Annotated in this window: 15 protein-coding genes and 2 pseudogenes; 3 read left to right on the forward strand and 14 right to left on the reverse strand. The window is 61.4% G+C overall.

Annotated elements, in window-relative coordinates; translation table 11 throughout:
* Nucleotides 1-2: 2 nt before the first annotated feature.
* The 4 genes from B7E02_RS05500 to B7E02_RS14640 form a co-directional block, all read right to left on the reverse strand.
* On the reverse strand, nucleotides 3-872 hold the full coding sequence (locus tag B7E02_RS05500) for a hypothetical protein (protein WP_143336655.1): 870 nt from the start codon (nucleotides 870-872) through the stop codon (nucleotides 3-5).
* A 269-nt stretch (nucleotides 873-1,141) separates the two neighbouring features.
* Nucleotides 1,142-1,867 (reverse strand): IS5 family transposase, encoded by a 726-nt coding sequence (locus B7E02_RS14630; RefSeq protein ID WP_080793792.1) that lies wholly within the window; start codon nucleotides 1,865-1,867, stop codon nucleotides 1,142-1,144.
* Nucleotides 1,830-2,018, reverse strand: coding sequence for a hypothetical protein (locus B7E02_RS14635; RefSeq protein WP_245802125.1), 189 nt, complete (start codon nucleotides 2,016-2,018; stop codon nucleotides 1,830-1,832). Before B7E02_RS14635 ends, B7E02_RS14630 begins: the two co-directional genes overlap by 38 nt.
* A 9-nt stretch (nucleotides 2,019-2,027) precedes the next feature.
* Complete coding sequence (locus B7E02_RS14640; protein WP_245802172.1) at nucleotides 2,028-2,225, reverse strand: transposase; 198 nt, start codon at nucleotides 2,223-2,225, stop codon at nucleotides 2,028-2,030.
* Between the two features lie 331 nt (nucleotides 2,226-2,556).
* Here B7E02_RS14640 and B7E02_RS14495 point away from each other — a divergent pair, with 331 nt between their 5' ends.
* Nucleotides 2,557-2,787, forward strand: coding sequence for a hypothetical protein (locus B7E02_RS14495; RefSeq protein WP_218672376.1), 231 nt, complete (start codon nucleotides 2,557-2,559; stop codon nucleotides 2,785-2,787).
* A gap of 124 nt (nucleotides 2,788-2,911) precedes the next feature.
* Here B7E02_RS14495 and B7E02_RS05515 read toward each other — a convergent pair whose 3' ends face one another.
* The 10 genes and pseudogenes from B7E02_RS05515 to B7E02_RS14745 form a co-directional block, all read right to left on the reverse strand.
* Entirely contained in the window at nucleotides 2,912-3,115 is a 204-nt protein-coding gene (locus tag B7E02_RS05515; RefSeq protein ID WP_080793794.1) for a cold-shock protein, read from the reverse strand.
* Between the two features lie 128 nt (nucleotides 3,116-3,243).
* Nucleotides 3,244-3,961 (reverse strand): annotated as a pseudogene (locus tag B7E02_RS05520) (IS6 family transposase).
* Nucleotides 3,962-4,208: 247 nt separating this feature from the next.
* Nucleotides 4,209-5,123, reverse strand: a complete 915-nt coding sequence (locus B7E02_RS05525) for an NADP-dependent oxidoreductase (protein ID WP_003859104.1) — start codon at nucleotides 5,121-5,123, stop codon at nucleotides 4,209-4,211.
* Nucleotides 5,124-5,179: 56 nt separating this feature from the next.
* A complete protein-coding gene (locus B7E02_RS05530) occupies nucleotides 5,180-5,608 on the reverse strand; it encodes a cupin domain-containing protein (protein ID WP_080793796.1) in 429 nt (142 codons plus the stop codon).
* Nucleotides 5,609-5,664: 56 nt separating this feature from the next.
* The gene (locus B7E02_RS05535; RefSeq protein ID WP_080793797.1) at nucleotides 5,665-7,542 is read right to left on the reverse strand and encodes a heavy metal translocating P-type ATPase; all 1,878 of its coding nucleotides are present in this window, start codon (nucleotides 7,540-7,542) and stop codon (nucleotides 5,665-5,667) included.
* A 642-nt stretch (nucleotides 7,543-8,184) separates the two neighbouring features.
* Nucleotides 8,185-8,502, reverse strand: coding sequence for a hypothetical protein (locus B7E02_RS05540; RefSeq protein WP_080793799.1), 318 nt, complete (start codon nucleotides 8,500-8,502; stop codon nucleotides 8,185-8,187).
* Nucleotides 8,503-8,707: 205 nt separating this feature from the next.
* Nucleotides 8,708-8,944, reverse strand: coding sequence for a heavy-metal-associated domain-containing protein (locus B7E02_RS05545; RefSeq protein WP_080793801.1), 237 nt, complete (start codon nucleotides 8,942-8,944; stop codon nucleotides 8,708-8,710).
* Nucleotides 8,945-9,100: 156 nt separating this feature from the next.
* On the reverse strand, nucleotides 9,101-9,841 hold the full coding sequence (locus tag B7E02_RS05550) for a Crp/Fnr family transcriptional regulator (RefSeq protein ID WP_080793803.1): 741 nt from the start codon (nucleotides 9,839-9,841) through the stop codon (nucleotides 9,101-9,103).
* Between the two features lie 85 nt (nucleotides 9,842-9,926).
* Entirely contained in the window at nucleotides 9,927-10,166 is a 240-nt protein-coding gene (locus B7E02_RS05555) for a heavy-metal-associated domain-containing protein (protein WP_080793804.1), read from the reverse strand.
* 156 nt (nucleotides 10,167-10,322) lie between these two features.
* Complete coding sequence (locus tag B7E02_RS14745) at nucleotides 10,323-10,451, reverse strand: hypothetical protein (protein WP_281248232.1); 129 nt, start codon at nucleotides 10,449-10,451, stop codon at nucleotides 10,323-10,325.
* Nucleotides 10,452-10,484: 33 nt separating this feature from the next.
* Here B7E02_RS14745 and B7E02_RS14650 point away from each other — a divergent pair.
* Both B7E02_RS14650 and B7E02_RS05565 read left to right on the forward strand, forming a co-directional pair.
* Nucleotides 10,485-10,997 (forward strand): annotated as a pseudogene (locus B7E02_RS14650) (quinone oxidoreductase family protein); the annotation flags it as partial.
* Between the two features lie 94 nt (nucleotides 10,998-11,091).
* Nucleotides 11,092-11,673: a hypothetical protein gene (locus B7E02_RS05565; protein ID WP_245802175.1), complete on the forward strand. Its 582-nt coding sequence runs from the start codon at nucleotides 11,092-11,094 to the stop codon at nucleotides 11,671-11,673.
* Nucleotides 11,674-11,802 lie beyond the last annotated feature (129 nt).

The following is an 11,802-nucleotide window of genomic DNA, read 5'->3' on the forward strand; positions in this document are numbered from 1 at the left end:
CGTCAGTCCGTGGCGTAGGGCGAGGCCCCGCCGGAGGTTGAGATCGGCGTGAACCACCAGGTGAAGTCGGTTTCCAGGGATTCGAGGCAGTCGCGGTGGGACTGCTGGTACAGGGCCTGCATCGGGAGGTCCTCGAAGAGGATCGATTCCAGGTTCTCCCGCCACTTCTCCGGCACGGGGAGGGCGTACTCGCGAGCGTAGAACTCGGCCTGGCGGAACAACAGCCGGGTGGCCAGCGCGTGGGCTAGCGTTGCGGGGCGGCCCAGTCCCGAGGACAGGGATCGGGAGACATCGAGGATCGCGGTGAGAAAACGCCTTGCGAACTCGGCATCGTAGTGTGCGGCGAAGCGTGCGGGAAGCTCCGAGAGCACGAGGGTGCCCTCGAGGGAGAAATCGGGATGGGTTACCAGTTCCAGATCGTAGAAGGCGTCGTCGGTCAGCGCCCTCGATGCCTGCCAGAGCAGGCCCTTGAGCAGTGAGTAGCGGACAAGATCCCGGTCCGCGGCATCATCGGGGACAAGGCCCGCCACCTCGGTTGATTTTGCCAGCAGGTAGCTCACCTCGAAGGGATTTCCGGCGGCGGAGTCATCCTCGGGCGGGAGCACGACCTCCTCGACCCGGGCCACCGTCGTGGAGGTCTTGACCACCTTGATCACATCGGCATTCTCCGGGGAGACCCGGGGATCGAGAATCATCACCAGAGCTGCATCAAGGTCGGTGCGAAGGGTCTCGGAGACCTGATCGGCCTCTGCGCGGGGGAGCAGCCGCCGTGATTCGCGGAGTGCGGCTTCGTGGACTGCCTCCCGATCCGGAAACTCGACCTCGAGGGTGAGCGTGGCGGTTGCCTGGAACATCGTGGACCGAAAATGCATGCCTAGCAATTTAGACGCACAGCGGCGAAATGCAATCTCGAGCGCCACTGTGCGGACATTTGGGCACCATCAAGGTGTGGTCGCCTCGCCGCCAATTCGGAGAGCGATATGGATTGAAGGCCCCAGGGACGCGGGAAACCCCCTTGATGGGGGTTGAATGCGGGATGAAACGGAGAGAATCCACAAGCATTCGGAGGAAATCCACTCTGGCTCATAAGAGTTTGTTATTTCTCTCACAAGAGCAGAAGTGGCTCCATCCACGGCTGGAACTAGTGGAAAAATTTCTGCAGCGCGGGAATCCGCTCGAGGAGGATCTTCCAGAAACCGCTGAGTGCGGCCAGGAGTGCGGCCATGACCGACTGTGCAGAGGAACCGTTCTCTCCCGGTCCATCACAGCTGTCCGAGGTGGTGGACTGGGCGGAGCGAAGGCTCGCGCCGTCGCTGACGGAATCATCGGCCCACAGGTAGCTGGTGTAGGGCGTGTCTTGTAAAAGGTTGAGCCACGCGATCACTCCGTTGAGGACAACTGCGGCCCGGTACACGATCGCGAGCTTGTCATACCGAGTCGCGAGTCCTCGCCACTGTTTCAACCGGCAATAGCCACGCTCGATCACGTTCCTTCCCCGATACTTCTCCGCATCAAACTTCGCAGGCCTGCCGCCCTGCATGCCGCGCCGCTTCCGATGCCCCTGCTGATCACGAGGTTCGGGGATCACCGCTTCGATGCCACGCCTGCGCAAGTACGCCCGGTTCGCCCGCGAGGAGTACGCCTTGTCGCAGAGCGCGGCATCGGGCCTGGTGCGACGGCCGACCCGCACTTGTTCCATGAGCGGGATGAACATCGGCGAGTCACCATCTTGTCCCGCTGAGCAAATCGTCACCAGCGGCAGGCTGCGCCCATCGACGAGCTGATGTGTTTTCGTTGACAAGCCGCCCCGAGAACGGCCGACTGCGTGGTCAGGCGGCTCGGTCAGCGGATTCTTGTAATTCGATATAGCCCTTTTTTACGCGTTTGGTGTTGGTCGCGTGCTGATGCGCACGAGCGATCGTGGAATCCACCGATACCGACCAGTCGAGCAGGCCCTCGCGGTCTGCGTACTCGTGCAGACGCGCTTGCGCCCGATCCCAGACACCATCGTCGGCCATGCGCCTATGCTACGCCCAGACCGTTTGCCAAGGCCCGAAAGCATCAGGAAGGTCTCGCCACGCGATCCCGCATCGATACCGGTAAATGATCCCCTCGACCATCAGTCGGGCGTCGGCGAACGGGCGGCCCTTCTTGCCCGTGGGACCAGGCAACAAATCAGCAATCAGTGTCCATTGGTCGTCTGAGAGGAGCTGGAATCGAGACATACCTCCACGATCTCAGCTCCCACAGAATTCATTTGCAAGACACGCCCTAGGACTGGCAGGATGTGGCGCAAATGAAACCCCGGAGCCTGTAACTAGTAGTAGCGAGGTCACTGCTACGACCTCGGAGGAGGCCGCGACGACCACGAGTAGTGAGGCGGCGGCGAAGTCTGTCGTAAAGGAACCGATCGTTGAGGAGCCCTACGCAGAGCCCGCACCAGTCGTCAAGGAGGCCTATGCCGCGCCACAGATCCCTCCTTTTATGAGACCTGAGGATTTTGACCCTTACGGGCCTCCAAAGTTCGTCGAGTGTTGGGAAAGTAACGCAGCGGTCATGTCGGACGGTTCGATTGTCACCGACACGGTGAACTGCGCACCGGACCCTGCCCCGTCAGCGGTCGGACCTTACGGCAGTCCCCCGCGCGCGGACGGATGTGTCGGCCCCGCTGCTGTGTGTGGTTACTACGATGAGTACGGCAATCCGATCTGGTTCGACAAGATGACCGGCGAGACCTCCCCGCGTTACTACGACGAGTACGGCAATCCCACGATGGAGAGCTACTAACCTCCGTCGCTAGCGATCTTCACGAGGGTGCTGATGTAACGACCACTGGCAACCGCCCCTGGCCCGAAGATGAGAAAACCGCCACACCCGAAGGCGAGGCGGTTCTTCTTACCGATCGATTGGCTTAAAGCGGGCGAACCTGCTGAGCCTGGGGGCCCTTGGTACCCTCGCCGACCTCGAACTCAACCTGCTGGCCCTCTTCAAGGTTACGGAAACCGCCACCCTGAATCTCGGAGTAGTGAACGAAGACGTCCGCGGATCCATCGCTAGGGGCGATAAAGCCAAAGCCCTTCTCGCCATTGAACCACTTCACAGTTCCCTGTGCCATATCTTTTACCTTTTCCTGATGAGGTGATGCTACGTTCGCCAGCATGATTCGGTGCTGTTGCAAACTTCAGGCGGAGAGCCGTGACGACCCAGTCTTCATCCTCTGATGCTCGCTGCGGGTCGGCGTTCTCAGGCAGCCTCGAACACCCGGCTGACGATCACCGCATCCGGGTTCGGTTGCCCGTGAGGTCAAACATCGCGCCCTGGCCTTTCCGTAATGAGTGCATCGCTTCCATCCCTTTCAACGTCCGGTACGCCGAGGTCCGGTTTTTGAACGCCCCCTTCGGTCCGAGGATCCGTTTCAGCCGCCCATGATCTCCTTCAATGACGTTATTGAGGTATTTCACCTGCCGGTGTTCCACGGTCTGCGGGCAGATTCCCTCTGACTTCAACTCGGCGATTGCCCTGGCCAGGGAGGGTGCTTTATCGGTGTTGATCACCCGCGGGGACCCGGTTATCGTGTTCGACCTCAGGGTCTTGGCCAGGAAACGTTTCGCTGCGGCGACGTTCCGCTTTGGGGACAGGTAAAAATCCAGGGTCTGGCCACCGGCGGTGATCGCCCGATCAGAGGTAACACCACCTGCCGCCGACCCGGATATAGGTCTCATCCACCCGCCAGGAACTGGCCTGCCAGTCAGGTACCTGCCGGTACCACCGTGTTTGCTTGTCCAGCTCAGGGGCGTATTTCTGGACCCAGCGGTGAGAATCGTGGTGTGATCGACCGGCACGCCCCGCTGAAGTCATCATTTCCTCCAGATCGCGGTAGCTCACCCCGTAGCGGCAGTGACCTGCGCACTGCCCACAGGATGATGTCACGGGGGAAATGACGACCGGAGAAGGTACCCATGGCTGTGATTATTTCACGCCTGTCTTCCTACTGCCCCAACTTTGCAACAGCACCCCGAAATTCATCATCAGACATACTATTGGGCGCCATAGTTTTGAGTTTATTGGCAAGAGTTAAGACTGGGGTGTTTTCACCTGAGCATTGGGGCGGGGCAGGTCACGCCCCGCCGGGACTACCTCGATACCGACGGGGATGACCGGAGCTCGTGTCGTGGCTTCTGGCCGCGGTGCGTGCGAGTGGTGGTCGATCAGGCTGCGGTCATATCAATCACGATTTTGCCGGTGGCGTGGCCGTCTTCAACCACGGCTAGTGCCTCCCCGGCCCGATCGAGGGGATACCGGCTGGTGACCTGCGGGTCAACCAGGCCGTATTTGATCACATCGGTGATCTTCGCCATCGCCTCCGGGGTTCGCTCCAGGCCCACTCCACCGAGTTCTGCGGCGGTAGCCGGATCAACGGCAGAGATGAGATGGGAGGGGTCGGTGACCAGTCCGGCGACCTCGCGCAGTGCCTGCCCGCCGACCAGGTCGACGATGAGGTCGACTCCGTCCGGGGCTAGGTGGCGGACCCGGCCGGCCACAGCATCCCCCGACGGGATGAAGGTGGCACCGGTGGCTTCGACGACCTGGCGTTTAGCTTCACTGGCCACTCCGAGCACGGTGAACTTATGGACCCGACCGATCTGGGCGGCCATCAAGCCGACACCCCCACCGGCCCCGACGATCAGCAGAACCTGGCCGGGATCGAGCTCGATCTGGTGGGTGACATCATAAGCGGTCGCTGCGGCCACCGGGATGGTGGCGGCATCAGTGAAGGAAATCTCCTCCGGCTTGACCACCGCGTCGACCGCGGCGACTAGGGTGTCTTCAGCGAAGCCGCCGTAACCCGGGACGACTGGGCCCAGGATCTCCTGGCCGACGGTGAACTCCTCGACTCCGGCTCCGACGGCGGTGATCACGCCGGCGACTTCCTGGCCCATCGGGGCTGGCAGCGCCAGATCGGTGCCCAGGGCGCCGGAGCGGATCTTCCAGTCGACGGGGTTGACCCCGGCGGCACGAACGTTCACCGCGAGTTCTCCCGGTCCTGGTTGTGGGGCTGGACGGTCAATCAGCTTCTGAGTGTCAGGCCTATCGAAGATGTGGAACGCATATACCTTGGACATGGTTGTTCTCTTCTTTCTGTGAGTGGTTCTCGTAGGTGTCAGAGCCGTGATGGTGATCAGCTCTCCGGCGGGGTGTCTCGCCCCTCGGCTTCAGCTGCCTCCGCCTTAGTGCGGGTGGCGTGGGCGCTATCGACGGCGTGCTCGGGCGGGGAGTAGATCGTATAAAGCACCAGCGGTTCATCCCCGGTGTTGCGGAAGTTATGTCGGGCTCCGGCCGGCACGGCGCACTGGTCACCGGGTCCGATGAGATGGGTTTCGCCGTCGAGATCGGCCTTACCGGTGCCGGCGACAAACGTCAGGATTTGATCGGTGGTGTCGTGGACTTCCTCGCCGATCTCTTCTCCGGGTGGAATGGTCATCATGACGGTCTGGGCATGGTGACCGGTCCACAGCACCCGGCGGAAGTCCGGGTTGTCTGTGGCGATATCGGCGATGGTGAAGTGCTTAATGTTGTCACCGATGTGGAAATTTTTCGATGAAACCATGGTGTCCTCTTTCTTTCCTGCGGCACTGCCGCTGGTGGGGTGGCGGTGATGGTTGGTTATGTGGTGGCGGTCTGGTGGGTATCGGCGGCGGCCTTCTTGGCCGCGGCCTGCGGTTCCTTGAGGGTGGGGCGCAGCAGGAGCATCGCAATCGCGATGACCAGCAGGACGGAGGCCTCGTGGACGAGCATGCCAATCGACATGGTCACTCCACCGAGCAGGACACCGATCAGCAGGATCGTGACGGTGAGCAGGGCGATGCCGATGTTGACCCGCATCGTGTTGACGGTGCGCTTAGCCACACCCAGGGCGTAGGGCAGCCGCGGCAGCCGGTCGGCCATCAGGGCGATATCGGCGGTCTCGATGGCGGCAGGCGAACCGGCCGCACCCATCGCCACACCGATGTCCGCGGTGGCCAGTGCCGGGGTGTCATTGACACCGTCGCCAACCATGGCCACGACCCGGCCCTGCGCCTGCAGCTCCTTGACGATCTCGAGCTTGTCCTCAGGCATCAGTTCTGCCCTCACCTCGTCGACACCGAGCTCGGCGGCGACGTTGCGGGCCACTCGCTGCGCGTCACCGGTGGCCATGACCACGCGGATTCCCTTATCGTGCAGGGACCTGATCGCGGCCGGGGCGTCGTCACGGATGGTGTCGGCCACGGCGACGATGCCGATGGCTCGTCCGTTGACGCCGACGTACATGGCGGTCCTGCCCTGGTCATTGAGCTCGAGAATGCGGGTGTTATCCGGGGTGTGATCGAGCAGGTCGGCTGAGCCCACGGCCACGGTGGCACCGTCCACGTCAGCGCGGATGCCGCGGCCGGCGACCGGTTCGGCCTTTTCCACCATCGACACGGTCAAGCCCTTGTTCTCTGCACCTTGGATGATGGCCTCGGCCAGGGGGTGCTCCGAGGCGGTTTCGGCACGGGCGGCCAGGAGCAGTACGTCTTCGTCCGAGTAGGAGGGGTCGATGACCTCGACATCGGTTAAGACGGGCCGGCCGTTGGTCAGCGTGCCGGTTTTGTCGACGACCACGGTGTCGACTTTCGCGGCGGTCTCGAGGTATTCCCCGCCCTTGATCAGGACGCCGTCCTTGGCGGAGCGGCCGATGCCGGCGACGATCGAGACCGGGATCGAGATGACCAGAGCACCGGGGCAACTGATGACCAGCAGGGTCAGCGCCAGTTCGACGTTGCTGGTGATCAGACCGACGGCCAGGGCAGTGACCATCACACCGGGGGTGTAGTAGGTGGAGAACTTCTCCAGGAAGGTCTGGGTCTTGGCCTTGTCATCCTGGGCGTCTTCGACGCGGTGGATGATCTTGGCCAGGGTGGAATCCGAGCCGATGCCGATCGCCTCAATGCGCAGCACACCGGAGCGCAGCCAGGTGCCGGCGAAGACCTCGGAGTCCGCGGCCTTCTCGGCCGGGACGGATTCTCCGGTGATGGTGGCCTCATCGACCCCACCGTGTCCGGAGAGCACCCGACCGTCGACGGGGACCTGTTCGCCGTTGCGCACCAGAACGGTGTCGCCGGGGACAAGTTCCCAGATCTCGACCGTGTCAGGTTCCCCGTCGCGCAGGATGGTGGCGGTTTCCGGGGCGGCATCCACCAGGTCGGACAGGGCCTGGCGGGTGCGGTTCATGGTCGCCTTCTCCAGTGCCTTGCCGAGGGCGAAGAGGAAGGTCACCGCGGCTGATTCCCACCAGTTCTGGAGAAACAGGGCGCCAACGGCGGCGACGATGACCAGCAGGTCAATTGAGATCATCTTGATCCGCAGTGCCTGGTAGGCGGAGAGGGCGATCTGCCAACCGGCGACGACCGCTGCGGCGATCATGAACGCATCCGACAGGATCATCTCGGCAGGGGTGAGCCAGGACAGAATAATCAACAGGCCTGAGACGGCGACGATGCCCCAGGTTTTCCAGGTCTTCATGATGGGTGTCCTTTACTTTTTGAGGGTCTTTTTCTTGTGACACTCATTAAGTTAGGGGCATTCCGGGTTTAACTCCTTGATCTGGATCAATTACCCACCCACCTCCGACCTGACGAGGTGGAGCAGAAGAGCATGCCACGTGGCCTGTCAAGGCCAGAGACCCACCAGCACCGCACGGTGCTGGTGGGTTCCTAGCGTGGAGATGACGTGGCGTCGATCATGCTCCTTTCCCGGGTACTCGGATAGGGGGTGTTTAGTAGGCCGAGGGTTTGGTGGTACAGCCGGCGTCCATGAGAGGGCCGGTGTGAGTGCTCAGCCATTCCCGGATCGGGTAGCGGCCGTGTGGGTCGGGCGCCGCAAGGGAGGGGAACAGGGCGAGGTCGTCATCTACGCGTCGCTGGTAGGCGTCACGGGTCTCCTTGAGATGTCCTAGGTGATAGTGTCGTCCTGGCCCGCAGGATGGCTCACGCGGTACAACGCCGCCACACTGTGGTAGGCGGGAGTAGCCGTTGCGTATGGCATCCTGGATGTCGCCTGTATTCAGGGCTCGAGTTCTTGCGAGAAGATTCGGTCCCTGTCGTTCACGGGTCGGTGTGGGCATGAGGACAGCGCGGCTCCCACTTCGGAAAGATAGTCCAGTCGCTAATGATCGTGGGCGTTGACAATGGCGTTGACCTTGGCATCCACAGCCTCCAGTGTGCTCAAGTCCAGGCGGGCAGTGTCGGTGTCCACGCCGTGCCCCTTCATCAGGAAGTCCAGCTTCGGGTGCAGCTGGGCGAGGGTATCGTTCGCCATGCTAGAGGGGTCACCGCCGTGGGCGGCGCATAACGCGTTCGCCTTGGCGTGCAGTGAGGAGACGGATTCGAGGTCCAGATCCGACTCGTCGAAGTTCTCGACCCCGTGGTCCTTGAGCAGGAAGTTCAGTTTCTCGTGGAGACTGGCAAAGGTCACTTCGGCCATGGTGGCGTCCTTTCATGATGAAGATCAGCTGTTTTTTGTGGCACTCATTAAGTTATGGACAATCCGGAGAAAGTACCTTGATCCGCATCAAGTACCCGCAAAGTGAGATCTGGATCGCAAAAAGACTGTGGTGCTCGTAGCCCGGGGACACAGATGGCCCGCCGGCACTTTCTGGTGCGGGCGGGTTTGTGGGGTCGGGAGTGCGTCAGATCGCCGACGGCTTGGCGGTGTAACCGACCTCGGCTACCGCGGTAACCAGGTCACGTACGGAGGCCTTCTGTGGGTCGTGGGTGACCAGGATGCGTCCGGAGGAGAACTTCACCTCTGCATTCTCCACGCCATCCAAACCATGCAGCTTGTTTTCGATCTTGGCAACACAGCTCGGACAGGTGAACTCATCAGAGCGCAAGGTGGTGTTCTTCAGCATGGCCGGGGCGGTCATCGTAACCAGGTCCTTTCATCTTTTATCGTCATGTTCCTGTGCTTGCACCTTTAAAGATACGGTCCTTTCCGGGTTAATTCCTTGACCTGGATCAAACAACGACAAATCTCTCCTACCAGGAAATTGTTCTGGAAAAGAGAGAGGGATGTGGGCGTTTTAAAGGCCGGTGACCAGGTCGGCCAGGGCCTGGTGGTTGGTAATGGCGATCCATTCGCGGCCAGAGTCGATGACACCGGTTTTCTTCATCCGCGCCATTGCCCGGGAGGCGGACTCGACGGTGGTGCCGGCCATTCCGGCCACATCGTCGCGGCGCAGGCGGACCTGCAGCAGGCTGGATCCGTCTTGTCGGATTTGCCCGAGCTTGGCGTCCAGATGTTGGAGAGCGGCGGCCACGCGCTGCTCGACAGTCGAGGTGGTCTGTGCGGTCTCGCGTTCCCGGGACCGGACCAATTGGTCCTGCTGCATCCGCATGATCGCCAACGCCAGTTGCGGGTAGGCGACCACGACCTCGGCCAGGGCCTCGGCGGGCAGGTAGAGCGCGCAGGTGGTCTCGATCGCCCAGGCGGAGTCGGTGGCTGGGGAGCTATGGGTGTGCAGTGGGCCGATGACATCCCCGGGGGCGGCGATGTCGACGGTGATTTCGCGGCCATTGATGGTGTCCCGGGTGATCCGGGCCCGACCGGAGGCGACCATATAGCTGCCCTGAGCCTGCTCGCCGGCTAGGAGGATGGGATCACCCGCGGCCCAGGCCCAGGAGGTCAGATGCTGGTCAAGCTCCCTGTGCTGTTGTGGGTTCAGCTTCTTGGTCAGCGGAGAACGGGCTAGGACCTGCATGCGCACGTCCAGGGAGCACTGGTGCGGCTGAGCACAGGTGCGACGGACGGGATTGCGGGCCATAAGCCCCATGCTATCAAGCCCGGAGAGCAATGACCGCGGAAGCGGAGGAACAAAAGCCTCCGACACAACCGACAGCCGCGCGCCCTCACCACTCGCTGCCTGAGGAGTGGGCAGTGGAGGTGATGTCGGTGACGACCTTGATGAGCTCGTCCACAGACACCTGTTGTAGGTCATGGGACACCACGAGATGGCCGGGCTGTACTACCACTTCGACGGAGGCCACCGCGTCCAGGTCACTGAGTGCGGTCTGGGCGGTGGCCAGGCAACTCGGGCAGAAAAACCCCGACGTGGACACGGTGGTGTGCTTGAGGATGGGAGTGGTCATGATGAACTGCTCCCCAGAAGTTGGAGTAGTTCAAATGTCGGTGGGGTCCTTCGTGATCACTTCTTTCACTCTTTGATCCACGTTATGGTCTCGCGGTGATCATCTTCCTACCGTGACAGGCAAGGCCGCGAACGGCCGTGACCACAGGAAAGAAATTCACGAGGAGAGGAAGCACACGATGTCGAAGGTATACGTGTTCAACGAGTACGGCGGCCCGGACAACCAGGAACTGATCACCCGCAACACCCCCAGCCGGCCCCGGGAGAACTCGGGGTCAAGGTCCACGCGGCCGGGGTCAACCCACTTGATTGGAAGGTCCGTTCCGGGGTTGCCGGAACCCCGCGAGAGCTTCCGGCACCCCTGGGCGCGGAGGCCTCCGGGATCGTCACCGCCGTTGGAGACGATGTGGAGGGCTTCGCGGTCGGCGATCAGGTGCTCGGCCTGGTGGTCCCCGGCGTCGGCGGATATGCCGAGGACACCCTGCTGGTGGCAGAGAGTACCGTGCTCAAGCCGGAGGAGATCTCGTTCACCGACGCCGCCGCGATCCCGGTCGCTGGGGCGAGCGCCTACGCCGGCACTCACCAGGTCGAGCTTGAACCAGGCCAGTCGTTGCTGATCAATGGGGCCGGTGGTGGGGTCAGGCTGATGGCCGCGCAGATCGGACGGGTCCACAAGTTCCAGGTCGTCGGCGTTGACCACGAGGACAAGCGCGAGCTCATCGAATCCACCGGTGCTATCTTCGTCGCCACCAGCGACGCCGTCGTGGAGCAGGTGCATGCGCTGCTCCCTGACGGTGTGGACATAGTCTTCGACCTAGTAGTACTTCGTTAGGTAGGGGCGTGCCCGCACTACGATATTGGATGCAACCTGTTCTTCTCCCGCCCCATAGAAAAGAACATGGGAGCTGGTGGGTTAAGATTTGAGGGTGAAGTCCCAGCTAGTTGCCTACATCGATGAGTCCTCAGCTCGTCGCCCTCCGCGTAATCAGGAGTACATGGTTTGCGCAGCAATCCTTGACTCTGATGATTTAGATAAGGTGCGGGCGGAGTTACTTCCCCTCCTCCTTCCGGGACAGATCAAGCTGCACTGGACTGATGAACGAACCAGTCGACGTCGCAGGATAGTAGAAACACTATCGACGATTGACTCTATGCAGGCCGTTATCACTCATCGCAGTGAACTAAGCAAAAAGACCGAGCGTTATCGCCGGAAATGCCTGGAGCAGATGTATTTTGAGTTATCTTCCATGGACATCCAGAGCGTGACCTTGGAAAGTCGGCAGGAAGCACGAAACAGCAAAGACATCGAACATATCGTTGCCTTACAGGGCCAGGGTCAAGGCGCTGGTATCCGCTTACAACACGTCCGAGGTGGGGATGACCCGTTGTTATGGATTCCCGATATTGTGCTTGGCGCATTGAATTCGGTGTACCTGGGCGAGGAGCATTACTGGGAACAACTTCATGACAAAGTTATCCTCAATCGCCCCACGCCAGAATCCCTTTAAGCAAAGCGAAGACCCTAGGTCCAGTCGTCCGGCTGGGGTCCTAGGGTCGTCTTCCGATCCTGTCGTAACAGGTGGCTATGTTGGCAATTCTAACATCAATACCCAACAAATCAAGGCAAAACTACTCCG

The organism is Corynebacterium pacaense, from assembly GCF_900169525.1.
GTDB classification, from domain to species: domain Bacteria; phylum Actinomycetota; class Actinomycetes; order Mycobacteriales; family Mycobacteriaceae; genus Corynebacterium; species Corynebacterium pacaense.

What these genes read in the sequence shown, in the direction of transcription:
- B7E02_RS14635 (WP_245802125.1), bottom strand. Translation starts at nt 2,018, where the DNA reads ATGGCCGACGATGGTGTCTGGGATCGGGCGCAAGCGCGTCTGCACGAG.
- B7E02_RS05545 (WP_080793801.1), bottom strand. Translation starts at nt 8,944, where the DNA reads ATGACCGCCCCGGCCATGCTGAAGAACACCACCTTGCGCTCTGATGAG.
- B7E02_RS05550 (WP_080793803.1), bottom strand. Translation starts at nt 9,841, where the DNA reads ATGGCCCGCAATCCCGTCCGTCGCACCTGTGCTCAGCCGCACCAGTGC.
- B7E02_RS05525 (WP_003859104.1), bottom strand. Translation starts at nt 5,123, where the DNA reads ATGTCCAAGGTATATGCGTTCCACATCTTCGATAGGCCTGACACTCAG.
- B7E02_RS05515 (WP_080793794.1), bottom strand. Translation starts at nt 3,115, where the DNA reads ATGGCACAGGGAACTGTGAAGTGGTTCAATGGCGAGAAGGGCTTTGGC.
- B7E02_RS05500 (WP_143336655.1), bottom strand. Translation starts at nt 872, where the DNA reads ATGCATTTTCGGTCCACGATGTTCCAGGCAACCGCCACGCTCACCCTC.
- B7E02_RS14495 (WP_218672376.1), top strand. Translation starts at nt 2,557, where the DNA reads ATGTCGGACGGTTCGATTGTCACCGACACGGTGAACTGCGCACCGGAC.
- B7E02_RS05530 (WP_080793796.1), bottom strand. Translation starts at nt 5,608, where the DNA reads ATGGTTTCATCGAAAAATTTCCACATCGGTGACAACATTAAGCACTTC.
- B7E02_RS05540 (WP_080793799.1), bottom strand. Translation starts at nt 8,502, where the DNA reads ATGGCCGAAGTGACCTTTGCCAGTCTCCACGAGAAACTGAACTTCCTG.
- B7E02_RS05535 (WP_080793797.1), bottom strand. Translation starts at nt 7,542, where the DNA reads ATGAAGACCTGGAAAACCTGGGGCATCGTCGCCGTCTCAGGCCTGTTG.
- B7E02_RS14640 (WP_245802172.1), bottom strand. Translation starts at nt 2,225, where the DNA reads ATGTCTCGATTCCAGCTCCTCTCAGACGACCAATGGACACTGATTGCT.
- B7E02_RS05555 (WP_080793804.1), bottom strand. Translation starts at nt 10,166, where the DNA reads ATGACCACTCCCATCCTCAAGCACACCACCGTGTCCACGTCGGGGTTT.